Consider the following 22,468-nt stretch of genomic DNA (forward strand, 5'->3'; position numbering starts at 1 on the left):
AACCTTTCTGCTTGTCGGTACTTATAACCAGCGACTGAGCCAGTTCATCAAATGGATGGTGGGATTGGAGAGCTGCCCCGGCTGGCAAGCGGCCTTGAGGGTAACCAACTGCTGCTCCGCTTCGAGCAGTTTTTCGCTGGAGTGCTGCTCCGCCAACCGCTGACTCAGGATTGCCAGATCCGGCATTGCCAGTTGATGGTGACCACATCCGGCCTGGGTTTTCAGGGCATCGCACAAGAAGAGCTGCAACCAGTGCAACCTGACCTGCGTCTCCTGACCCAGCTGGCTGCACAGTGCCGTCGCCTTGACCGGACTTTGACTCAGGGCGACAAACAGTTCCAGCAATTCGCGGCGAGTACCGTCCTGTTGCTGCTCGATATAGTCGAGTACCCGCAGCGGGGCCCCCTGACAGATCCGCACCTGAGCCAACGTGGCCTGATGACCCTGCTCGGCCAACCAGCGTACCGTCTCCCCTTCCGCAGGCAACTGACAGACATGTTTGTGACAGCGACTGAGAATGGTGGGGAGCAACCGCGAAACCTGGGAGGCGATCAACAACAACAAGCTGTCGCCGGCCGGCTCTTCCAGGGTTTTCAGCAAGGCGTTGGCCGCCGATTCGGTCATCCGCTCTGCATCAGGAATGATCACCACCTTGCCGCGGCCGAGCTGGGCAGAGCCCTGCAGCCGGGTGCAGATCTCGCGAATAGCTTCCACCCCAATGGTCTTGCTGTCGCGAGCAATGGTGCCGAGATCCGGGTGGTTGCCCTTGTCAAACAGCTGGCAGGAGTGGCAGTGACCGCAGGGCTCTCCGCGATCGGGGTGCTGGCAAAGGTGCAAGCGAGCCAACCGCTCGGCAAGCTGCTCCTTGCCAAGACCGGGATCGCCGAGCAACAACCAGGCGTGGCCGAGACGACCGGACTGGGCAGTTTGGCTCAGGGCATGCCAGTCGGGGATCAGCCAGGGATACATAGCGACTCGTTCGACAGATAGTGGTCCAATGCACGCTCGATGGCAGCTTTGACCTGATCCGGTGTTTGCGCCGCATCGATCACCACAATGGAGTCATCCTTGGCGGCCAGTTCGAGATAACGCGCTCGGGTACGCTCGAAGAAGCTCAGTTGCTCCAGTTCGATGCGATCCAGCTCGCCGCGATGGCGAGCGCGCTGCAAACCAAGGGCGGGATCGATATCGAGATAGAGGGTGAGATCCGGCTTGAAGTTGCCGAGTACCGCCTGCTTGATGGCACCGATGAGCTGGGCATCGATACCGCGACCACCGCCCTGATAGGCCTGGGAGGAGAGATCGTGGCGATCCCCAACCACCCAGACACCGTCGGCCAGCGCGGGCTTGATGCGGGTCTCCACCAGTTGTACCCGGGAGGCATACATCAGCAGCAGTTCGGCTTCGATGGTGAGGCGCTCGTCGTGCACCTCTTTGACGATGGCACGCATCCGCTCGGCCAGCGGGGTACCACCCGGCTCGCGGGTGCACTCGATCCGGTCGATGCCGTGGTGTTGCAGATAGTCAGTGACGTAACGTACGGCAGAGCTCTTCCCTGCCCCTTCCAAACCTTCAATAACAATAAATTTAGACATCAGGATTTCTTCAATATGTATTCGCGAACCGCCCGATTGTGTTCATCGAGGGTCTTGGAGAAATAGTGGGCACCGCCCCCCTTGGCGACAAAGTAGAGATAGTCGGTCGATTTGGGGTTGAGCGCTGCTTCGATGGAGGCCTTGCCCGGCATGGCGATGGGCGTGGGCGGCAGACCGTCGATCACATAAGTGTTGTAGGGATTCTTGTCGGTCAGATCACTGCGGCGAATGTTGCCATCGTAGCGATCCTTCACCCCGTAAATGACGGTGGGATCAGTCTGCAACTTCATGCCCAGACGCAGACGGTTGACGAATACGGAGGCGATCTGCGCCCGCTCGTCCGGCTGGCCGGTCTCTTTCTCGATGATGGAGGCCATGATCAACGCCTCATAGGGCGTTTTGTAAGGCAGGTTAGCCTGACGTTTTTCCCAGCTCTGCTGCAGGAAGGTCTCCATATCCTGATGGGCGCGGCGCAAGATCGAGAGATCGCTGGCATGAGTGGTATAGGCGTAAGTTTCCGGCAGGAACCACCCCTCCAGCTTGCCATTCTCGATGCCGAGCTCCTGCGCCAGATCGGCTTCGGATTGCTCAACGGTCAACCGCTCGAGATAAGGGGCGCTGGCGAGCTGCTTCTGCCAATCCTCGAAACGGGAGCCTTCAACGAAGGTGAGGCTGAAGTGAAACTCCTTGCCCGATGCGAACAGAGAGAGGGTCTCCTTGAGGGGGGCCCCTTCCTTGATCTCGTAGGTGCCCGATTTGATGGCCACCAGTTCGGGATGGCCGCGCAGCCAGAGCCGCACCGCCCACGGGCTGGTTTCTCCCTCCCCCAGTTCGGCGATCAGGCGCGCCGCATGGGCCCCTTTCTCCACCGTATAGAGTCGGGTCGGCCCCTTGTTGGTGAGCGTCTCCACCTGTTGCCATTTGTGATATACATAGCCCCCGGCGACGGCAACAGTCAGTGCCGCCCCCGCGAGCAGGGTGTAAAGCCGATTAAACTTCAATGACCAAACGCTCCTGTAAACAGCGACTCAATACCGCTGCGGGATAATGAATATCCTCGATGCCGTTGACCGGCACCACCCCCATCAGGGTATTGGTGAGCCACACCTCTTCCGCCTGCCATAGTGACTCCAGCGGAGCCTCTACCACACGCAACTCAATACTCATCTGTTTCAGCATCGCCATCACCTGGCGGCGCATGATGCCATCGACACCACCGCGGGCCAGATCCGGCGTAAACACCGTCTTGCCCCGACGCCAAAACAGATTGGCACTGACCCCTTCGGTCAGAAAACCGCGGCTGTTAAGCACTATCCCTTCGACTGCATCACGGCTGACAAGTTCGCTTTTCAGCAACACCTGCTCCAGACGATTCAAGGTTTTAAGCCCGGCCAGCATGGGCGCATCGCCGATCCGCTGGCGGCACACCACCATCTCGATACCCTGCTGTTGCCACTGGCCATAGTGGGTAGGAAATGGCGCCAGGCTGACAATACGGGTCGAGTGCTGACATCCGCTGCCATCATAGCCCCGGCCACCCTCGCCGCGGGTCAGGATCACCTTGGCCACGCATTGTGGCTGGTTGACCACCATCTCTTCAACCTCCTGGCTCAGCAGATCCCAGTCTGGATCAGCCAATCCCAGCCGGTTGTTGGCCTGCTGCAGCCGTGCAAGATGGGCAGGCCACTGCAACACACGACCATCCCTGACCGCCATGGTGGTGAAATGACCGTCACCATAGGCCAGCCCCCGATCATGGGCCGAGATGGTATCAAGCTTCATTCCATTGATAAGCAAAGGGATCCCTCCGATAAAAAAGGCCCGATACCGGCAGTATCGGGCCTGTGTCTTTGCCCTGCGGCAAATTATACGCGCTTGAAGATCAGCGAGCCATTGGTGCCGCCAAATCCAAATGAGTTGGAGAGGGCGTACTCGAAGCTGCCTGACTTGGCCACGTGGGGCACCAGATCCAGATCGCACTCTTCATCCGGGTTGTCCAGGTTGATGGTGGGCGGCGCCACCTGATCACGCAGGGCCAACACGGTGATGATCGCCTCGATGGCACCGGCGGCGCCCAGCAGGTGACCGGTCATGGACTTGGTGGAGCTGATCATCAAAGATTTGGCATGCTCGCCAAACACCGACTTCATGCCACGCAACTCGGCCACGTCACCCAGCGGGGTGGAGGTGCCGTGGGCGTTGATGTAACCAATCTGCTCGGGGGCAATGCCGGCATCCTTGATGGCATTTTTCATGGCGCGGGCGCCACCGTTGCCATCAGCGGGAGGCGCAGTCATGTGGTAGGCGTCGCCGCTCATGCCAAAACCGACCAGCTCGGCGTAGATCTTGGCGCCACGGGCCTTGGCGTGTTCGTACTCTTCCAGCACCAGTACACCGGCACCGTCACCCAGCACAAAACCGTCGCGATCCTTGTCCCACGGACGGCTCGCCTTTTGCGGCTCGTCATTGCGGTTGGAGAGCGCCTTGGCCGCGGCGAAACCGCCCATCCCCATCGGGGTGGAGGCTTTCTCAGTGCCGCCAGCTACCATCACGTCCGCATCACCGTAAGCGATCATCCGACCCGCCATGCCGATGGCATGGGTACCGGTAGTACAGGCGGTAGTCACGGCGATGTTCGGCCCCTGCAGACCTTTCATGATGGATAGATGACCGGACACCATATTGATGATGGTGGACGGTACGAAGAAGGGGCTCAGCTTGCGCGGGCCACCGTTGATCAGGCTGCTGTGGTTCTGTTCAATCAGACCCAGACCGCCGATACCGGAGCCAATCGCCACGCCGACACGCTCGGCATTCTCTTCATTGATGGTCAGGCCGGAATCATCCAGCGCCTGGATCCCCGCCGCCACGCCGTACTGGATAAAGAGATCCATCTTGCGGGCTTCTTTGCGGTTGATGCCGTATTGCTCGGGATCGAAATCTTTGACCAGACCTGCGAAGCGGGTTGCGAACTCGCTGGCATCAAAGTGATCGATAAGGGAAATGCCGCTCTGCCCGTTGAGCAGTGCTTGCCAGCTGGATTCGGCAGTGTTACCCACCGGGGAAAGCATCCCCAAGCCGGTCACCACGACTCTGCGTTTTGACACTGAGGTAGTCTCCGAGAGGTGATTTGAAAGGAAACAAATACAAAAGAAGCGGCCCTTGGGCCGCTTCTTTCAGAACAGGAACTTATTCCTGATTAGCGGTGATGTAATCGATAGCCGCTTGAACAGTGGTGATCTTCTCGGCTTCTTCATCAGGAATTTCGGTATCGAATTCTTCTTCCAGCGCCATTACCAGTTCAACGGTATCCAAAGAGTCAGCGCCCAGGTCGTCGACGAAGGAGGCAGCGTTCTTGACGTCTTCTTCTTTAACACCCAGTTGTTCGATGATGATTTTCTTTACGCGTTCTTCGATGTTGCTCATGACCTGAATTTTCCTTTAAAAATACGCTATTTGCGTCTGGTTGGGGTAGTTTATTCAATTGACGTGAGTTTGCAAGTAGCTTGCCGCTGGTCAAACCACGAAATGTGCCAAACTTCGGCGTACTATCGCAAATTTGAACAGATCTCACGACAAATTGATTACACCATGTACATCCCGCCATTAACATGCAGGGTTTCGCCGGTGATATAGGCTGCTTCATCAGAAGCCAAGAATACCACAGCTGCGGCAATTTCTTTTGGATCACCCAAACGGGCGGCAGGCACCTGACTCATGATGCCGGCACGTTGATCGTCATTCAGGGCACGGGTCATGTCGGTTTCGATGAAACCGGGGGCAACCGCGTTCACTGTGATACCACGGGATGCCACTTCCCGCGCCAACGATTTGGTAAAACCAACCAGACCCGCCTTGGCGGCAGCATAGTTGACCTGACCCGCATTGCCCATGGTGCCTACCACGGAACCAATGCTGATGATGCGACCGTGACGTTTCTTCATCATGGCACGCAACACCGGTTTGCTCAGACGGTAGAGCGAGGTCAGATTGGTATCGATGATCTCGTTCCACTCGTCATCTTTCATCCGCATCAACAGGTTGTCACGGGTGATGCCCGCGTTGTTGATCAGAATGTCGATGTCGCCAAAGCGCGCCTTGATGGCGGCAAAGACGGCTTCGATGGATTCCTGGCTGGTCACGTTAAGCGCCATGCCGCAACCATGGTCGCCCAGATAGGCGCTGATCGCCTCGGCACCGCTTTCGCTGGTCGCCGTGCCAACCACTTTTGCGCCACGGGCCGCAAATGTTTCGGCAATCGCACGGCCGATGCCACGACTGGCACCGGTCACCAACACAACCTTATCGGTAAAACTCATCACTTGCTCCTGTTTACTTGATCTGGGCCAGCGCCTGCTCGAAAGAGGCGGCTTCGTTGGCGTGAATACCTTCCACGCGCTTGTCGATGCGCTTGGCGAGCCCGGTCAACACTTTGCCCGGTCCCATCTCGATCTCGAGGGTAACGCCCTCATTGGCCATCCGCTCGACAGTCTCGGTCCAACGAACCGGGCTGAACAGCTGACGCACCAGCGCTTGCTTGATGGCGGCCGGATCCTGTTCACAGGATACGTCGACATTATTGATGACCGCGATGGTTGGAACCTTGATCTCGATCCCGTCCAGCGCAGCTGCCAGTTTTTCTGCGGCAGGTTTCATCAGCGCGCAGTGAGATGGAACGGAGACCGGCAGCGGCAGAGCACGCTTGGCGCCCGACTCTTTCATCAGCACGTTGGCACGTTCAACGGCCTCTTTGTGACCGGCGATAACCACCTGGCCCGGAGAGTTGAAGTTGACCGGAGAGACCACCTGCCCTTGCGCTGCTTTTTCGCAGTTGGCGGCGATGGATTCGTTGTCCAGACCGATGATGGCAGCCATGGCGCCGGTGCCTTCCGGTACGGCTTCCTGCATGGCCAGGCCACGCAGCTCGACCAGTTTGACCGCATCGGCAAAATCGAGTGCGCCGCTGCAAACCAGCGCGGAGTACTCACCCAGGCTGTGGCCCGCCATCAGAGACGGCGTTGCCCCACCCTGCTGTTGCCACAGACGCCACAGGGCGACAGAGGCGGTCAGCAGCGCAGGCTGGGTGCGCCAGGTTTTGTTCAGATCTTCAACCGGACCATCCATCACCAGGGCAAACAGGTCATAACCCAGCACCTGGCTCGCCTCGGCGAAGGTCTCCTTGATCACGGCATGTTGTTCGGCCAGCTCGGCCAGCATGCCAACGGACTGGGAACCTTGTCCCGGGAAGGCAATGGCAAATTGGGTCATCATTGATTCCTTTTAGATAAGACAAAAATGAAATCGGTGACGGGATGATGGGCACACCATCCCGCCGAAGATCAGAGGCGAACCAGCGCCGAGCCCCAGGCAAAACCGCCGCCAAAGGCTTCCAGCAGTACCAGCTGACCCGGTTTGATCCGGCCATCCCGTACCCCTTCGTCAAAGGCGACCGGAACGGATGCGGCAGAGGTATTGCCGTGCTTGTCGAGGGTCAGCACCACTTTATCGAGGCTCATGCCGAGCTTCTTGGCGGTGGCACTGATGATGCGGAAGTTGGCCTGATGAGGCACCAGCCAATCCAGCTCGCTCGGCGCGATACCGGCAGCGGCCAACGTTTCGGTGACGATCTCGCTCAGACGGGTAACCGCCACCTTGAAGACATCGTTGCCCTTCATATACATGTAGGCTTCGAGCTCGGCACCCGGCATGCCGCGGCGAGGGTGAGGCAGCTTGAGTAGCTCGCCATAACGGCCATCGGCATGGAGATGGGTTGAGAGGATGCCCGGCGTCTCGCTGGCACCGACAATCACAGCCCCTGCCCCGTCACCAAACAGGATGATGGTGCCGCGATCTTGCGGATCGCACATGCGGGAGAGCACATCGGCCCCGACGACCAGTACATGGCGGGCGGCGCCAGATTTGACGAACTGATCGGCAATAGAGAGTGCGTAGGTGAAACCGGCACAGGCAGCAGCCACGTCAAAGGCAGGAATGCCCGGTACGCCGAGCAGCCCCTGCAGCTCGCAGGCAGCAGCCGGGAAGGCATTTTCAGCACTGGTGGTGGCCAGCACTATCATATCGAGATCGGCAGCGGTCAGACCGGCTGCTTCCAGGGCCCGCAGGGCGGCCTGGTAAGAGAGGGTGGCAACGGTTTCGTCAGCCCCGGCAATACGGCGCTCACGGATACCGGTGCGTTCCACGATCCACTCATCACTGGTCTCAACCATCTGCTCGAGATCGGCGTTGGTACGCACTGAACTCGGCAGGTAGCTGCCAGTACCCAGAATTTTGCTATGCATAGAGTTCTTATAGATCCCTGTCAGAGAAGACAGCTTCAAGGCGATCTGCTATTTGCAGTGGAAGTTGATGTTTGGCCTCTTGTGCGGCCAGCAGGATCGCATTACACAGGGCGCGCCGTTCGGCCCGCCCATGACTTTTTACCACAATGCCGCGCAATCCTAACAGACTTGCCCCGTTATACTGGTCGGGGTTCAGGTAAGAAAAACGCCGTTTGAACATAAATCCGGCGATCCGGCCAAGAAAACTGCGTTTCTTGCGGGGATATCCGGCCAGCTGGGCCATCATCCGCACCACCCCTTCTGCCGTTTTGAGGGCCACATTGCCGACAAAACCGTCACAGACAATCACATCGCTGTCACCGCTGAAGATGCGATCCCCTTCGACGAACCCGACATAATTGAGCGCGTGGCACTGGCGCAACAATTCGGCACTGTGACGCACCAGATCGTTACCCTTGATCTCCTCCTCGCCGATGTTGAGCAAGGCAACACGGGGTGACGCAATCCCTTCGACCTTTTCGGCCACGACGGAGCCCATCACCGCAAACTGCAGCAAGGTATCGGCATCGCAACTGACGTTGGCGCCGAGATCCAGCATCACGGTGCGTTTGCCGCTCAAGGTCGGTAACGCCTTGATGAGGGCGGGTCTGTCTACCCCGGGCAAGGATTTGAGCACGCATTTAGCCATCGCCATCAAGGCACCGGTATTGCCGGCACTGACGCAGGCATCGGCCTCACCGGCTTTCACCAGATTGAGTACCACCCGCATAGAGGAGTCTTTCAGAGTACGCAACGCCACGATCGGTTTATCGCCCATGCCAACCACCTGGGATGCATGTACAAAACGAACGCGGGGATGATTCAGCAAGCCATGTTGCTGCAGCAAAGAAGAGGTCTGGTGCTGGTCACCGACCAGGATCAGTTTTAGCTGGGGTAAAAGAGACAGTGCCTGCACGGCGGCAGGCACTGTTTCCGAGGGGCCAATATCTCCCCCCATGATGTCTAGCGCGACAGTTTGCGTAGACAAAGGCAATCCTTAAGCGATTACCTTTTTACCGCGGTAGAAACCATCGGCAGTCACGTGGTGACGACGATGAATTTCGCCACTGGTCTGATCAACAGTCAGGGCAGCGGTGGTCAGCGCATCGTGGGAACGACGCATGCCACGCTTGGCACGGGTTTTACGGTTCTGTTGTACGGCCATTGTAGGCTAACTCCTAAATTCACTTACGTTTAAGCTCTTCAAGAACTGCAAAGGGATTCGGCCGCTCATCAGCAGGTTCGATTTCACCCCAGGTCATCTCCATGTTTCCTCTCGGGCAGGCATCCATAGGATGCATTGCGACTTGAGGCAACGAGAGGATAAGTTCATCCTCCAGGATTTTATGAAGATCTATCTCGCCGTTTTCGTCCAACTCAATGGGCTCATAAGCTTCCGGCAGTTCTTCCTCGTTTGTTCTTTCGAACAGCGGAGTGTATATAAATTCAGCTTCACAGAGGTGTTCGAATGTCTCTCCGCAACGTTGGCAAACCAGGTCAACCTTGGCATGGGCAGTGCCTTTCATAACGGTCAACTTCTGGACATCTTTGCCAAAGTGCAGTGATACATCGATATCACTCTGCAAGCCAGCGGTTGATTCCTCCAGCCTGGGCATCTGCGACTTTTCCACTATCCCGATGTAATCGAGCAGCTTCAAGGCACTACGGACTGGATCAACCTTAACGGGCAACTTCACCTTTTGCATAGGGCGCGAATAATATAGGTCCAACAACTGATAGTCAAAGGAAAAAGTCCTTACCGCCGATGATTTTAACGTCACAAGTCCCTAGAATGCCGGTACTCGCTTTCATCGGTATTCGGATTATGCCACAGAATCTTATCCTCGCCTCAACTTCTCGCTATCGCAAAGCCCTGCTGGAGAAGCTTGGCCTCCCCTTTGAATGTGCTTCGCCCGATGTGGATGAGCGCCCGCTGGCTGGCGAATCTGCCGACGCGCTGGTAGCCCGACTGGCCCGTGCCAAGGCTGATGCCATCGCCGGGCAACGTGATCACGGCTTGATCATCGGATCTGATCAGGTGTGTGTCTGCGATGGTCACATCCTCGGCAAACCGGGCACCATCGACAATGCCATCGCCCAGCTGATGGCAGCCCAGGGGCGCAGCGTCACCTTCTATACCGGCCTGTGCGTGGTGAATGCCGCAACCGGTGAGGCTCATCAACTGGTGGAACCCTTCACCGTCCATTTTCGCAACCTCGATGAAGCCGCCGTTCGCCGCTATGTAGAAGCAGAATTGCCCCTCGATTGTGCCGGCAGCTTCAAATGTGAAGGGATGGGGATCGTGCTGTTCAAAGGGCTGGAGGGGCGCGACCCCAATGCCTTGATCGGCTTGCCGCTGATCGGTCTGATCGAGCTGCTGGAGCACCACGGCATCGCCCTGCCCTGATGTCCGGTGTGGCGACAACCCGCGTGCCTGCTGGACGAATGCTTATGACAGGTGGCGCACTGGCGCGCCGCTTCAACCCTATCAACCGGGATCCGGATTGTGCGTATAGATGATTTGAGGCTTTTTCTCTCTGTGGTCGAACTGGGCAACTTTGCCGCCGTGGCACACTCCCTCGATGTGCCACGGGCCCAGGTCAGCCGACGCATTGGCGATCTGGAACATGCTCTGGGCTGCAAGCTGTTTACCCGCACCACCCGCAAGCTAACCCTGACGCCAGCCGGCACCGACTATTTTATGCAGTTGCAGGAGATCATTCCGCGACTCGAGACCCTTAACCAGAGCATCAAGAACCAGAGTTCGGCCCCTACCGGTTCGGTCAAGCTGGGGTTGATCGGGGATGCCGACATACTGGCCCACGACTTGCTGGTCAATTTTCTCGACAAGTATCCCCTCATCACCCTGGAGACCCACGTCAGCAACCTCGGTTATCACGACATCATGAACTACGGGCTCGATGCCTGTGTCCATATTGGCGAGATGAAAGAGAGCTCGTTTGTCGCCCGTCCCCTGACCACGGTCTCGCGCAAACTCTACGCCAGCCCGGCCTATGTGGCCGCCCACGGCATGCCGCAACAACTTGACGATCTTCATCAACACGCCCTGCTGATCCATCGCCTGGCCAGCGGCGAGCTGGAGGATTGCTGGAACTTCAATACCGGCCCGCTCAAGGTCAGCAGCCGGCTCATCTCCAACAGCAGCCACTATATCCGCTACGCGGTGCTCAAGGGGGCCGGGATCAGCCTGCTGCCCGAGCTGAGTGTCAAGGCACAGGTCGCCAGTGGCGAATTGCTGGAGATCCTGCCGACCCACAAGGTCTATCTCGATGATGCCTGGCTGGTGTATCCCAGCCGCAAGGGGATGACCCATGCCGCCCGTCTGCTGATAGAGAGTCTGTTGGCAGAATCGGCGTTGTTACTAGGCTGATTGTCACGAATTACGAGACATAGAAGCATAGATAGACGGGATTAATCACAAGGAGTGATTCAATTAGACTGGCGCCATTTGATGACACTTGTCTAAAGGAATCCTCTCATGACACCTCCCCGTTTCAAAACAACACTGCTCGGCAGCGCTATCCTGCTGTTGTTGAGCGGTTGTGGCGCCGACGCCACCACGCCAGCTGCGCCGCAACCACCGCAACGGCGCGCCGTACAGGTCATGACCCTGAAGGCACCCGTCGCCACCCGCCAGCACACCTTCAGCGGCGTGCTGAAATCGGCCCGCACCACCGATCTGTCGTTCCGGGTACATGGGATGTTACAGGAACTGGTGGTGACCGAGGGGACACGGGTCAACAAGGGGGCTCTGCTTGCCCGCCTCGATCCCCACGATTTCCAGGTCTCTGTCAGTCAGGGACAGGCCCAGCTGGCCGAAGCCCGTGCGGCCCATCGGCTGGCGCGCATTGAGCTGCAGCGGATCAGGCAGGCCACCGCCGACAACGCCATCGCCGATGTCAATCTTGATCGGGCCATCAGTGCCGAAGCCCGCGCCAGCGCGGCGGTCGAGATGGCCAGCCAGGGACTGCAAAAAGCCCGCGATGCGCTGACCTACAGCGAGCTGCGCGCTCCCTTTGACGGAGTGATCGGCAAGCGACACATCGACAACCACGAATTTGTGCTGCCCGGCGTCAAGGTGCTTACCCTGCACCAGCCGGAGCGGCTCAATGTGGTGATCGACGTACCGGAGCGCCAGGTTGCCAGGATCACTCCTAGCCTGCCTGGCCGCCTCGCCTGGGGCCAGCGCCAGCAAAATATCGCGGTGACGGTGACCGATATCGCCTCCATCCCCGCCCCGCTCAAACGTACCTACGAGGTGACGCTCTCCCTGCCGCGGGATCAGAACAATCTGGTGGCGGGCAAGTCGGTCAATGTCACCCTCGACCTGCCGCAGCAAGCGGACACCCGCCTCTTCTGTCTGCCCGCCATGGCTGTCAACAGTCAGGATCGCCAGTGGCATGTCTGGCGGGTGGATGCGGATCGGGTGGTCCGGGTGCCGGTGTCGCTTCATGGCCAGCAGCGGGATGCCCTCTGTGTCAGCGGTGAGCTAGCAACGGGCGATCAGCTGGTAGTGGCAGGCAGCGCCTTTGTCAGCGAGGGTGAACAGGTCGCCATCATGGCAGACCTGTCGCTGGAACGGGTGGCCAAATCATGAATCTCTCAACCTTTGTACTGCGCCAGAAGACCTTCGTGATCTTCTTCACCCTGCTCTGCACCCTGGTCGGGCTGGTCTCCTACTTCCAGCTCGGCAAGCTGGAAGATCCCGCCTTCACGGTCAAGAGTGCGGTGATCGTGACCCTCTATCCCGGCGCCGATGCCGGTGAGGTGGAGCGGCTGGTCACCGATCCCATCGAAACCAAGTTGCAGGAGATGGAGCATCTGTGGAAGCTGCGCTCTCTCTCCCGTCCCGGCAGTTCGATAATCTTTGTCGATCTGCAGGAGCAGGTGAACTCGGCCGAACTGCCCCAGCAGTGGGATCTGCTGCGGCGCAAGGTCAATGACGTCAAGCTATCGCTGCCTCCCCAGGCCCAGCTCACCATAGTGCAGGACGAATTTTCCGAAGTGTATGGCATGCTCTTCTCCCTCTATGGTGACAGTGTCGCCATGGCCGATCTCAAGGATCACGCCCGCGAGCTGCAACGCCGGCTCAAAGCCATCGAGGGAGTGAAAAAGATACAACTGCACGGTATTCAGGAGCAGGTGATCAACATCGATGTCGATGATGAGCGGCTGGCACAGGCCAACCTGACCACCCTGCAGTTGTTCGAACAGCTGGGTAGCCAGAACCTGCCACTGCAGAGCGGCGATTTCACCATGGGCATCGAGCAGATCCGCGTCGAACAGGCCGGGGCGTTTGGCAGTGTGGAAGATATCCAGAACCTCAGCATCAAGACCGGCATTAATGGTCTGGAAAGCGCCACCGTGCGGCTGGGTGATATCGCCAACGTCTACCTCGACTATCAGGATCCCGCCATGACCCTGAGCCGTTTCAACGGCCAGCAGGCGATCACCCTGGCAGTCAGCCCGGTCAACGGCATCAACGTGGTCAGCATTGGCGATACCCTCCGCCAGGAGTTGGCACAATTCGAAGCCACTCTCCCGGAAGGGGTTCATGTCGGCGTCGTCGCCTATCAGCCGGAAGAGGTGGCCAAGTCCGTCAACAACTTCATCATCAACCTGGCCGAGAGCGTGATCATCGTGGTGATCGTGCTGCTGATCTTCATGGGCTGGCGCAGTGCCGCCATCGTCGGGGTCAGTCTGTTGCTGACCATCCTCTTTACCCTGATCTACCTCAACCTGACCCAGGTTGATCTGCAGCGGGTCTCGCTCGGTTCATTTATCCTGGCGCTGGGCATGCTGGTGGATAACGCCATCGTCATCGTCGATCTCGTTGAGGCCAAGTTGCGTCAGGGGATTGCCCGCAATCAGGCGGTGAGCGACAGCATCCGCGAAATGGCACTGCCGCTGTTGGCGGCGACCCTGATCGCCGCGCTGGGTACCGCGCCCGTGCTCTTCTCCCAGACCGATGCGGCCGAATTCGCCCTCTCGATTGTGCAGGTGCTGTGCAGCTCGCTGCTGCTCTCCTGGTTGATTGCCATGACGGTCACCCCGCTGCTCTGCTGGTATTTTATTCCCGCGCCGACCCAAACGGATGAGCCGATCCCGCCTTCACGCCTGGCTGCGCTCTACCAAAAAGCGGTCTGCTGGTCGGTGGACAACCCGGTCAAACTGCTGCTCGGGGTCGCCCCGGTATTGCTGCTGACCCTGGCGATCATTCCGTTGCTGCAGGTCAACTTCATGCCCTCCTCCGATCGCCCCATGCTGTTTCTCGACTACTGGCTGCCCAACGGCGGGCGGATTGCCCAGACCTCTGCCGACATGCACAAGATTGAGCAGTGGTTGCTACGCCAGCCACAGGTGACCAGCCTCTCCAGCCATATTGGCGAGAGTGCCCCCCGTTTCTCGGTCACGGTTGAGCCTGAGCCCTTCGACAGCAGTTATGGCCAGATCCTGATCAACACCCGCAGCTATGAGGATATTGCCACCCTGACGGCGGCAGGCGATGCCTGGTTGCAGGCCGAATTCCCCTACGCCGAGCCCAGATTCCGCCCGCTCAAGCTGGCCACCAAGGATAAATTTGCCATCGAGGCACGCTTCGTCGGACCAGATCCGCAACAGCTGCACCGGCTCGCCAATGAGGCCAAACGGCGGCTCGCTGCCAACCCTCACCTCATCTATATCCGGGATAACTGGCGCCAGGAGAGCAAGGTGCTGGTGCCCCTCATCAATCAGGATGCGGCGAGGATCGCCGGCATCAATCGCGCCGACATCGCCAACGCCATTACCCGGGCAACCGATGGCAGCCTGTTTGGCCAGATGCGCCGTAATGATGACCTCATCCCCATCAAGCTGCGCAGCAGCAATGCCAGCTTGGCCCAGTTTGACAATATTCCGGTGCGCTCCCTGCTCGGCAGCCACAGCGTGCCGATGGGACAGGTGGTCGATGGCATCGAGTTCAAGGGGGAAGAGAGCATGCGCTGGCGCTACAACCGCCAGCCTGCCATCACGGTGCAGGCAGACGTGAGGGGCGATACCCCCTCCAATGTGCGCAAGGCGATTGCCCGCGAACTGGAGGCGATTCCCCTGCCCCCCGGCTACACCATGGCGTGGGGCGGTGAATATTATGACGAGAAGCGCTCGGTCGACGATCTGATGACCCAGACCCCCAAGGCGATGGTGCTGATGACCATCATTCTGGTCGCCATGTTCAGTGCCTACCGTCAGCCGTTTATCATTCTTGTGACGCTGCCGCTGGCCTCCATCGGCATTGTCTGGAGCCTGTTGCTGCTGGACAAACCGTTTGGCTTTATGGCGATTGTCGGCATGATCTGCCTCAGTGGCATGATCATCAAAAACGGCATAGTGCTGATCGACCAGATCGAACTGGAGCGCAAGGAGGGCCGGGCGCTGGCTGATGCGGTCAAGAGAGCGACCCTCAACCGTACTATGGCCATCTCGATGGCGGCGCTCACGACGGTGCTCGGGATGATCCCGCTGCTGACCGACCGGCTGTTTGATCAGATGGCCGCAACCATTGTTGGCGGGCTCTCGGCCGCCTCCTTCCTCTCCCTCTTCGTGATGCCGGCCCTCTATCAGCTGCTCTATCGGCACGAAGCGCAAGGCGCACTCACCTCTTCCCGCAGCAAGGAGCCATGCCATGACTGATCTTCGACTCACCCTGGTGGCCACGGCTCTGCTGCTGGCCGGTTGCAGCATGACCCCTGACTATGAGGTGCCACAGGTGGCCGTGGGGAGTGTCTATCTCAACGCCAGCCGTGCCGAGGGGATCAGTGAGGCCAAACCGGAGCCCGGACGACTCTGGTGGCAACAGTTCAATGATCCGCAGCTCGATCGGCTGGTCATGGCGGCCCAGCAGCAGAATATCCCCATCAGGATGGCCAGCGAGCGCATCAAAGCGGCGCAATCCTACCAGGCCGCGGTCTCCTCGCTGAAGGTGCCCACCATCTCTCTCAACGCGGGTTATGTCGATATGCGGTTGAGCGAAAATGGCCCGCTAAGCGGCCCCGCCGTTGCCGAGTTCACCCTGCCACCCCAACTGGGGGGGAGCAGCCTCAGTGTGCTGGATCGTGATAACCAAGCCCATCTGGCCAGTGCCACCATCGGTTGGGAGGCGGATCTGTTTGGCCGGATCGATGCCCTGAGTCAGGCGGCCAGCATTCGGGTAGAGCAAGCCGAACTGCTGCAGCGCAATCTCACTACTCTGATGACCGCCGAGGTGATCAACAACTATCTGCAATACCGCGCCGCCGGGGAGCGCGTCGCCATCACCAGACAGATCATCGCCGAGCAGCAACAGGTGTTGACGCTGGTGCAGTCGCTGCATCGTCATGGCTATGGCTCCGAGCTGGATCTGGCCAATGCCCGCGCCGCCCAGGCCGCGACAGAGGCCATGCTGCCGATGCTCGACAGTGCGCGCGCCGCCCATCTCGGCCGGCTGGCCATCCTGCTCGGAGAGACCACGACGCAGACCCGCAACCGGCTCGGCGAGGGCGCGTTGCCACAGATGTCGGGTCTGATCCCGGTGGGGTTGCCCTCTGAACTGCTGAACCGGCGCTTTGATATCGCGTTGGCCGAGCGGGAGATGGCGGCACGCAACCAGCAACTGGGCGCCGCCATCGCCAACCGCTATCCGAAACTGGTATTGACTGGCACCCCCGGCGTGTCGGCCAGCGATCTCGACGATCTGCTCTCCTCCGGTTCAGTGGGCTGGTCCCTCGGCGCAGGCATAAGCTGGAACCTGTTCGATGGTGGGCGGGGAGCCGCCATGGTGGATCTGCAGCAAGCGGGGTTCAGGGAGTCGGCCCTCGCCTACCAGCAGGTGGTGAATGGCGCCTTCAACGAGGTCGATACGGTGTTGAGGGCCTATGCAAACAGCCAGCAGTATCAGCAGTTAATCGCCCGGGCCGACGATCAGGCTCAGATAGCCGTCAACAAGGCGACCAGCCTCTACCGGGCGGGGCTCGAAAACCACCTCAGCGTGCTCAATGCCCAGCGTGTCAGCAACAACCTGCAGGATGCCCGGGTACAGGCCCGCCTCAATACCGCCACCACAGTGGTACTGCTGCACAAGGCGCTGGGTGGCGAGTGGCGAGTGCCACAGGACGCCCCTCCAGAAGATGAGGCGTTAACCGGAGAGGCAACATAGCAATGAGCCCGGCCAATTGGCCGGGCTCATTTTGTATCAATCAGCTCCCTGTAGCTCGCAAGGAGTGGGTCACAACAGCGCCCTGAGCGCCGCCATGGAGTCCACCACCGCCACAGGCCCGTGACGACCGAGGGCATCACGGCTATCAACCCCCCAGGAGACGCCAATGCGCGGCATGGCGATCGCCTCGGCCATCGCCATATCGTGCACTGAGTCACCGATCATCACCGCCTGCCGGGGTGACAGCCCCAGCTCGGCCAGGATCTGCTCAAGCATCAACGGATCGGGTTTGGAGTTGGCCTCATCGGCGCCGCGACTGGTGGCAAACAGCGGGCGCAGTCCGGTCTCATCCAATACCCGATCCAGCCCTCGGCGTGATTTGCCGGTGGCGACCGCCAGTTGCAGCCCCTGTGACTGCCAGTCATGCAGCAACTCCCCTGCCCCGGCGAACAGCGGGCTGGGGGTGGCATCGTGCAGATAGTGAAGACGATAGCGATCGATGAGTGCGGCAATCTGGCGCTCATCGCTGGTAGTGCCACTGTCACTGCATAAGGGGAACAGACGGAACATGGCGACATCGAGGCTCAATCCGATGATCTGCCGGATCCGGGTTGGCGTAGGCACCGCCAGCTCACAATCTCTGGCGGCCCCTTGCACACAGGCAACAATCCGGCCCACTGAATCCATCAGGGTACCGTCCCAATCGAAAATGGCGAGTCGGATCTCTTGCATTAGTGCGCCAGCTTTTCCAGGAAACCGTCAAGCTCGGGTGCAAGGGGGGCTTCTACTTGCATCTCGCGACCATCGGCCGGATGAGTGAAGCTGAGCTTCCAGGCATGCAAAAAGAGCCGTTTCAGTCCTTGGCTGCGCATTTTCTCGTCAAACGCCGCTTCACCGTACTTATCGTCACAGGCGATCGGGTGACCGGCATGCAGGGTATGCACGCGGATCTGGTGGGTACGGCCGGTGATGGGGCTGCACTCGACCAGGGTCGCTTCGGCAAATTGACGCACGATGCGGAACCGGGTTTCGGAGGGCTTGCCATCGGCACTGACCCGCACAACCCGTTCACCGGATTGCAGATCGTTCTTGCGCAGCGGGGCGTTGACCACCTTGACGTGGGCTTGCCACTTGCCACGCACCAGCGCCAGATACTGCTTGCGCATGGTCTTGACGCGCAGCTGCTCATGCAGGCTGCGCAGGGCGCTGCGCTTCTTGGCAACCAGCAGTACGCCGGAGGTGTCGCGATCGAGCCGATGCACCAGTTCGAGGAACCGAGCTTCCGGACGCAGGGCGCGCAGCCCTTCGATGACGCCAAAGCTCAAACCGCTGCCACCGTGCACGGCCATGCCGGAGGGCTTGTTCAGCACGATCATGGCATCGTCTTCGAACAGGATCTGGCTCTCCAGACGCTGGATAACCCCGAGGTTGGCCGACGGCAGCTCATTCTTCTCGGCAACGCGTACGGGGGGGACCCGCACCTCGTCACCCGCGCAGAGTTTGTACTCCGGTTTGATGCGCTTTTTGTTTACCCGCACTTCGCCTTTGCGAAGGATGCGATAGATCAGGCTCTTGGGGACGCCCTTTAGCTGAGTCTTGAGAAAATTGTCGATGCGCTGCCCTTCATGCTCAGCTTCGATGGTGAGCAGCTGCACTTGTTGTTGTATCTGTGTCATGGCGCGGATTTTAACACTGCCAGCGCCCCTTGGCTGCATGGTTTGTTGAAAAATGGCGCCTTGCTATAAAAGAGGTTTAAATGGGATAATAAACAAGGTTTTGTCATTGTGTTCAAGCCTTGTACTAAGTGGCCAAAAAGTATGCCACCCAATCCCGAAACACCGTGTATACAAGAACATGACGGTTCCCGGGTGCGAGGTACAACGCATGGAGAACACAAACATTACCGTTTATTTGTCTCCATTTCGGCATCCTTATTCATCACTTCTCGAGAAGTGATGACCAGAGCGCCCTTAGTTTGCGCCTCATGCATACCCCAACCGGGAGGTTGCCCCAGTATGCTGAAGACCCGAGGCCGGCGCCGGCAGGACCCCAGATGGAGGAAATCAAAATGACACAATAATGAGAACTCAATGAAAAGAATGCTTATCAACGCAACTCAAGAAGAGGAGTTGCGCGTAGCGCTGGTTGACGGACAACAGCTCTACGATTTGGATATTGAAAGTCCGGGACACGAGCAGAAGAAAGCGAACATTTACAAGGGTAAGATCACCCGCGTAGAACCCAGCCTTGAAGCTGCTTTTGTTGACTACGGCGCCGAGCGCCACGGTTTCCTGCCGTTGAAGGAGATCGCCCGCAATTACTTCCCCTCCGGTTACTCCTATCAGGGTCGTCCCAACATCAAAGAAGTGGTCCGCGAAGGTCAGGAAGTTATCGTCCAGATCGACAAGGAAGAGCGTGGCACCAAGGGTGCAGCCCTCACCACCTTTATCAGCCTGGCCGGTAGCTACCTGGTGCTGATGCCCAACAACCCCCGTGCCGGTGGTATCTCCCGCCGCATCGAGGGTGATGAGCGGACCGAACTGAAAGAAGCCCTGAGCGGATTGACCGTGCCGGAAGGCATGGGCCTGATCGTGCGTACTGCCGGTGTGGGCAAGTCTCCGGAAGAGCTTGAGTGGGATCTGAACGTTCTGCTCAACCACTGGGACTCCATCCACAAGGCGTCACAAGAGCGTACCGCTCCCGTGCTGATCCACCAGGAAAGCAACGTGATCGTGCGCGCCATCCGTGACTATCTGCGTCGCGATGTCGGCGAGATCCTGATCGACGATCCGGTGATTTTCGAACGCGCCAGAGCCCATATCGAACTGGTTCGCCCCGATTTCCTCAACCGTGTGAAGCTGTACAAGGGTGAAGTTGCCCTGTTCAACCACTTCCAGATTGAGAGCCAGATCGAATCAGCCTTCCAGCGTGAAGTGCGCCTCCCCTCCGGCGGTAGCATCGTTATCGATCCGACCGAAGCCCTGACCTCCATCGATATCAACTCCTCCCGCGCCACCAAGGGCGGCGATATCGAAGAGACTGCGCTGCAAACCAACCTGGAAGCGGCCGACGAAATTGCCCGTCAATTGCGTCTGCGCGACTTGGGCGGCCTAATCGTTATCGACTTCATCGACATGACCCCGGTTCGCCATCAGCGCGAAGTGGAAAACCGTCTGCGTGAAGCGGTGCATCAGGACAGGGCCCGCATCCAGCTGGGCCGGATCTCCCGTTTCGGTCTGCTGGAGATGTCTCGCCAGCGTCTGCGTCCCTCCCTCAACGAGTCCAGCAGCCATATCTGCCCCCGTTGCCAGGGTCAGGGCGTCATCCGTGACAACGAATCCCTCGCCCTGTCCATCCTGCGTCTCATCGAAGAAGAGGCCATGAAGGACAACACCGAGCAGGTTCACGGCCAGGTGCCGGTGGATGTTGCTGCCTATCTGCTTAACGAGAAGCGTGCCGCCATCGCCAGTCTGGAACAGCGCAATGATGTCCGTGTTTACATCATTCCGAACCAGCATCTGGAAACCCCGCACTACGAAGTGACCCGCATTCGTCAAAACGAGATCCCGGAAGCGGCCAGCTACGAGCTGAAAACCGAAATTGCCAAGCCGACCTACCAGCCGAAACAGGCCCAGGTGATCGAGCGTGAGCAACCGCTGTTGCAAGGCTTTGCCCAACCGGTACAACCGGCCCCTGTTGCCCCGCAACAGCCGGTGGCGCCCGTTGCTGCAGCTCCTGCCGAAGCCGGTTTCTTCAGCAAGCTGATCAAAGGCATTAGCGGCCTGTTCAGCACTGATAGCGCCCCTGCCGAAGTGAAAGCGCCCGCCGAGAAACCGGCAGCGCGGGAAGCTCGCAAGGATGAAGGTCATCGTCACCAGCGTGATGAGACCCGCGCCCGTGGCCAGCGTCCCCGCCGTGACGACAATCGCAACAACCGCAACAATGCGGAAGCTGGCGAGAAGCGTGAAGGTGGCAACCGCGAAGCCGGTGAAAACCGCAATCGCCGTCCCCGCAAAGAGCGTGAGCCCCGTCAGGAACGTGAAGCCCGTAGCGAGACCCGTGGTGAAGTGCGCAGCGAACAGCGCATGGAACGTGAACCTCGTCAGGAGCGCGAGCCTCGCGAACCTCGTCAAGAGCGTGCCCCACGTCCAGCCCGTGAACCGCGTGCTCCTCGTGAGCCGCGCGCCGAGGTCGTTGTTGAAGCGGTAGAAGCCGTTGATGCAGTCGCCATCGAGCCGCGTCAGGAGAAAGAGCAGAAAGTGGCCGAGCGCCGCGAACGTCGTCAACTGCGCAAGCAGATCCGCGTCGATGTCGCCGCTGCTGACACCCCTGCCCTGCCGGTTGACGATGCAGCAGTGCAAGCTGAGGTGATCGATGCAGTGGGTAACGAGCAGGAAGAGCAGAGTGAAGGGCAACGCCGTTCACGTCGCACTCCGCGTACCCAGCGTATCGAAGGCCAGCGTCGCAAGCGCATCAACGAAGATGCCCGCAGCCAGCGTGATGAAGAGCAACCAGCAACAGAAGGCCAGCTCACTACCGCTGCCCAGGCTGATGCTGCCAAGGTAAAAGCCGAAGAGCCGGTGGTACCCGTGGTCACCATCCCGAGCGCGGAAGCCATTGCTGCTGCCCTGCAAGCCTCTTCCGCGCTGACCGAGCACGTCGTTGCTGAAGCCATTGCCGAAGAAGCTGCCGAGCAGGCCACTGCCCAGGTTGCAGCAACTCAAGCCGATGTGGCTGCCAGCCCGGTTGTTGAAGCTGTCGCTGAGGTTGTCGTTGCCGCAGAGCCAGAAGTAGCCGTTGTCGCTGCGCCGGTTGCCGAAGTGGTCACCGCCACCGTGGTTGAAACTGCACACGTTGTTGAAACGGCTCCGGTTGTTGAAGAAGCACCGGCCGTAACAGCTCCTGTTGTGGAAGCCGCACCTGTCGCCGCTGTTGTCGAAACACCAGCACCTGCTGCTGTCATCGAGACCCCGGCTGCCGTGGCTGCGGTTGTGGTGGAAGAGGCGCCGGTCGTCGCCAAACAGGTAGTACACGGTGCCGGCTTGCTGGCTCGTGCTCGCAAGGCATCAGCGCCGATGGCAACGCCTGCCGAAGCCCCTGCCCTGCCTGCTCGTGAGCCGGTTAACCACCCGCCGCTGGTACGCAACGAGGTGAGCACATCCGGTCGTCATGGTGGTAGCACAGCTGCCGTCAACGTGGCTACCAGCCCTGCTGGTCGTCCGTAACCGATCCGGGTTAGCCCGTTAATCAAAGCCACACCAATCGGTGTAATGCCAGTCAGTTAAGCCTGACTGGCATTGTTTTTATTGGCTTTTTTCACACTATACCTCTGTGGCCTTGGCTTC

At 59.2% G+C, this 22,468-nt stretch carries 20 protein-coding genes; 6 read left to right on the forward strand and 14 right to left on the reverse strand.

What is annotated here, in order from left to right; all coding sequences use genetic code 11:
- Positions 1–21: 21 nt before the first annotated feature.
- From holB to yceD, 12 genes are all read right to left on the reverse strand, one after another.
- Positions 22–969, reverse strand: coding sequence for a DNA polymerase III subunit delta' (gene holB / locus BSP75_RS14220; protein WP_075113633.1), 948 nt, complete (start codon positions 967–969; stop codon positions 22–24).
- Positions 954–1,595: a dTMP kinase gene (gene tmk, locus BSP75_RS14225; RefSeq protein ID WP_058051952.1), complete on the reverse strand. Its 642-nt coding sequence runs from the start codon at positions 1,593–1,595 to the stop codon at positions 954–956. The genes holB and tmk overlap by 16 nt, the downstream gene beginning before the upstream one ends.
- A complete protein-coding gene (mltG, locus tag BSP75_RS14230) occupies positions 1,595–2,596 on the reverse strand; it encodes an endolytic transglycosylase MltG (RefSeq protein ID WP_042062905.1) in 1,002 nt (333 codons plus the stop codon). Before mltG ends, tmk begins: the two co-directional genes overlap by 1 nt.
- Positions 2,586–3,392 carry an aminodeoxychorismate lyase gene (pabC, locus tag BSP75_RS14235; protein ID WP_075113634.1) on the reverse strand — a complete coding sequence of 269 codons (807 nt, stop codon included), beginning with the start codon at positions 3,390–3,392 and terminating at the stop codon, positions 2,586–2,588. Before pabC ends, mltG begins: the two co-directional genes overlap by 11 nt.
- A gap of 68 nt (positions 3,393–3,460) precedes the next feature.
- Entirely contained in the window at positions 3,461–4,702 is a 1,242-nt protein-coding gene (fabF, locus tag BSP75_RS14240) for a beta-ketoacyl-ACP synthase II (protein WP_075113635.1), read from the reverse strand.
- 82 nt (positions 4,703–4,784) lie between these two features.
- The gene (gene acpP, locus BSP75_RS14245) at positions 4,785–5,021 is read right to left on the reverse strand and encodes an acyl carrier protein (RefSeq protein WP_005300909.1); all 237 of its coding nucleotides are present in this window, start codon (positions 5,019–5,021) and stop codon (positions 4,785–4,787) included.
- A gap of 158 nt (positions 5,022–5,179) precedes the next feature.
- On the reverse strand, positions 5,180–5,914 hold the full coding sequence (fabG, locus tag BSP75_RS14250; protein WP_042062908.1) for a 3-oxoacyl-ACP reductase FabG: 735 nt from the start codon (positions 5,912–5,914) through the stop codon (positions 5,180–5,182).
- Positions 5,915–5,927: 13 nt separating this feature from the next.
- A complete protein-coding gene (gene fabD / locus BSP75_RS14255) occupies positions 5,928–6,863 on the reverse strand; it encodes an ACP S-malonyltransferase (protein ID WP_075113636.1) in 936 nt (311 codons plus the stop codon).
- Between the two features lie 71 nt (positions 6,864–6,934).
- On the reverse strand, positions 6,935–7,894 hold the full coding sequence (locus tag BSP75_RS14260; RefSeq protein ID WP_042062910.1) for a beta-ketoacyl-ACP synthase III: 960 nt from the start codon (positions 7,892–7,894) through the stop codon (positions 6,935–6,937).
- 7 nt (positions 7,895–7,901) lie between these two features.
- Positions 7,902–8,921 (reverse strand): phosphate acyltransferase PlsX, encoded by a 1,020-nt coding sequence (gene plsX / locus BSP75_RS14265; RefSeq protein WP_042062911.1) that lies wholly within the window; start codon positions 8,919–8,921, stop codon positions 7,902–7,904.
- A gap of 9 nt (positions 8,922–8,930) precedes the next feature.
- A complete protein-coding gene (gene rpmF / locus BSP75_RS14270) occupies positions 8,931–9,098 on the reverse strand; it encodes a 50S ribosomal protein L32 (protein WP_005300935.1) in 168 nt (55 codons plus the stop codon).
- Between the two features lie 19 nt (positions 9,099–9,117).
- Positions 9,118–9,639 carry a 23S rRNA accumulation protein YceD gene (yceD, locus tag BSP75_RS14275; protein ID WP_042655813.1) on the reverse strand — a complete coding sequence of 174 codons (522 nt, stop codon included), beginning with the start codon at positions 9,637–9,639 and terminating at the stop codon, positions 9,118–9,120.
- 119 nt (positions 9,640–9,758) lie between these two features.
- On the opposite strand from yceD, the gene BSP75_RS14280 reads away from it, so the two are divergent.
- From BSP75_RS14280 to BSP75_RS14300, 5 genes are all read left to right on the forward strand, one after another.
- Positions 9,759–10,340: a nucleoside triphosphate pyrophosphatase gene (locus BSP75_RS14280; protein ID WP_075113649.1), complete on the forward strand. Its 582-nt coding sequence runs from the start codon at positions 9,759–9,761 to the stop codon at positions 10,338–10,340.
- Positions 10,341–10,439: 99 nt separating this feature from the next.
- Positions 10,440–11,324, forward strand: coding sequence for a LysR family transcriptional regulator (locus BSP75_RS14285; protein ID WP_058051949.1), 885 nt, complete (start codon positions 10,440–10,442; stop codon positions 11,322–11,324).
- Between the two features lie 108 nt (positions 11,325–11,432).
- Positions 11,433–12,551 (forward strand): efflux RND transporter periplasmic adaptor subunit, encoded by a 1,119-nt coding sequence (locus BSP75_RS14290; protein WP_083617185.1) that lies wholly within the window; start codon positions 11,433–11,435, stop codon positions 12,549–12,551.
- Positions 12,548–15,622, forward strand: a complete 3,075-nt coding sequence (locus BSP75_RS14295; protein ID WP_083617188.1) for an efflux RND transporter permease subunit — start codon at positions 12,548–12,550, stop codon at positions 15,620–15,622. Before BSP75_RS14290 ends, BSP75_RS14295 begins: the two co-directional genes overlap by 4 nt.
- Positions 15,615–17,123, forward strand: a complete 1,509-nt coding sequence (locus tag BSP75_RS14300) for an efflux transporter outer membrane subunit (RefSeq protein WP_075113638.1) — start codon at positions 15,615–15,617, stop codon at positions 17,121–17,123. The genes BSP75_RS14295 and BSP75_RS14300 overlap by 8 nt, the downstream gene beginning before the upstream one ends.
- A gap of 69 nt (positions 17,124–17,192) precedes the next feature.
- Here BSP75_RS14300 and BSP75_RS14305 read toward each other — a convergent pair whose 3' ends face one another.
- Together BSP75_RS14305 and rluC are read right to left on the reverse strand one after the other, a co-directional pair.
- Positions 17,193–17,855 carry an HAD-IA family hydrolase gene (locus BSP75_RS14305; RefSeq protein ID WP_075113639.1) on the reverse strand — a complete coding sequence of 221 codons (663 nt, stop codon included), beginning with the start codon at positions 17,853–17,855 and terminating at the stop codon, positions 17,193–17,195.
- Positions 17,855–18,799, reverse strand: coding sequence for a 23S rRNA pseudouridine(955/2504/2580) synthase RluC (gene rluC, locus BSP75_RS14310; protein ID WP_204356693.1), 945 nt, complete (start codon positions 18,797–18,799; stop codon positions 17,855–17,857). The genes BSP75_RS14305 and rluC overlap by 1 nt, the downstream gene beginning before the upstream one ends.
- Positions 18,800–19,213: 414 nt before the next feature.
- Between rluC and rne the strand changes: the two genes are divergently transcribed.
- Positions 19,214–22,348 (forward strand): ribonuclease E, encoded by a 3,135-nt coding sequence (gene rne / locus BSP75_RS14315; protein ID WP_075113640.1) that lies wholly within the window; start codon positions 19,214–19,216, stop codon positions 22,346–22,348.
- Positions 22,349–22,468: the final 120 nt, after the last annotated feature.

It is taken from the genome of Aeromonas sp. YN13HZO-058, assembly GCF_001921245.1.
Classification (GTDB): domain Bacteria; phylum Pseudomonadota; class Gammaproteobacteria; order Enterobacterales; family Aeromonadaceae; genus Aeromonas; species Aeromonas allosaccharophila.

What these genes read in the sequence shown, in the direction of transcription:
- rne (WP_075113640.1), top strand. Translation starts at nt 19,214, where the DNA reads ATGAAAAGAATGCTTATCAACGCAACTCAAGAAGAGGAGTTGCGCGTA.
- acpP (WP_005300909.1), bottom strand. Translation starts at nt 5,021, where the DNA reads ATGAGCAACATCGAAGAACGCGTAAAGAAAATCATCATCGAACAACTG.
- BSP75_RS14305 (WP_075113639.1), bottom strand. Translation starts at nt 17,855, where the DNA reads ATGCAAGAGATCCGACTCGCCATTTTCGATTGGGACGGTACCCTGATG.
- rluC (WP_204356693.1), bottom strand. Translation starts at nt 18,799, where the DNA reads ATGACACAGATACAACAACAAGTGCAGCTGCTCACCATCGAAGCTGAG.
- holB (WP_075113633.1), bottom strand. Translation starts at nt 969, where the DNA reads ATGTATCCCTGGCTGATCCCCGACTGGCATGCCCTGAGCCAAACTGCC.
- BSP75_RS14290 (WP_083617185.1), top strand. Translation starts at nt 11,433, where the DNA reads ATGACACCTCCCCGTTTCAAAACAACACTGCTCGGCAGCGCTATCCTG.
- yceD (WP_042655813.1), bottom strand. Translation starts at nt 9,639, where the DNA reads ATGCAAAAGGTGAAGTTGCCCGTTAAGGTTGATCCAGTCCGTAGTGCC.
- rpmF (WP_005300935.1), bottom strand. Translation starts at nt 9,098, where the DNA reads ATGGCCGTACAACAGAACCGTAAAACCCGTGCCAAGCGTGGCATGCGT.
- BSP75_RS14260 (WP_042062910.1), bottom strand. Translation starts at nt 7,894, where the DNA reads ATGCATAGCAAAATTCTGGGTACTGGCAGCTACCTGCCGAGTTCAGTG.
- BSP75_RS14280 (WP_075113649.1), top strand. Translation starts at nt 9,759, where the DNA reads ATGCCACAGAATCTTATCCTCGCCTCAACTTCTCGCTATCGCAAAGCC.
- tmk (WP_058051952.1), bottom strand. Translation starts at nt 1,595, where the DNA reads ATGTCTAAATTTATTGTTATTGAAGGTTTGGAAGGGGCAGGGAAGAGC.
- BSP75_RS14295 (WP_083617188.1), top strand. Translation starts at nt 12,548, where the DNA reads ATGAATCTCTCAACCTTTGTACTGCGCCAGAAGACCTTCGTGATCTTC.
- fabD (WP_075113636.1), bottom strand. Translation starts at nt 6,863, where the DNA reads ATGACCCAATTTGCCATTGCCTTCCCGGGACAAGGTTCCCAGTCCGTT.
- fabG (WP_042062908.1), bottom strand. Translation starts at nt 5,914, where the DNA reads ATGAGTTTTACCGATAAGGTTGTGTTGGTGACCGGTGCCAGTCGTGGC.
- BSP75_RS14300 (WP_075113638.1), top strand. Translation starts at nt 15,615, where the DNA reads ATGACTGATCTTCGACTCACCCTGGTGGCCACGGCTCTGCTGCTGGCC.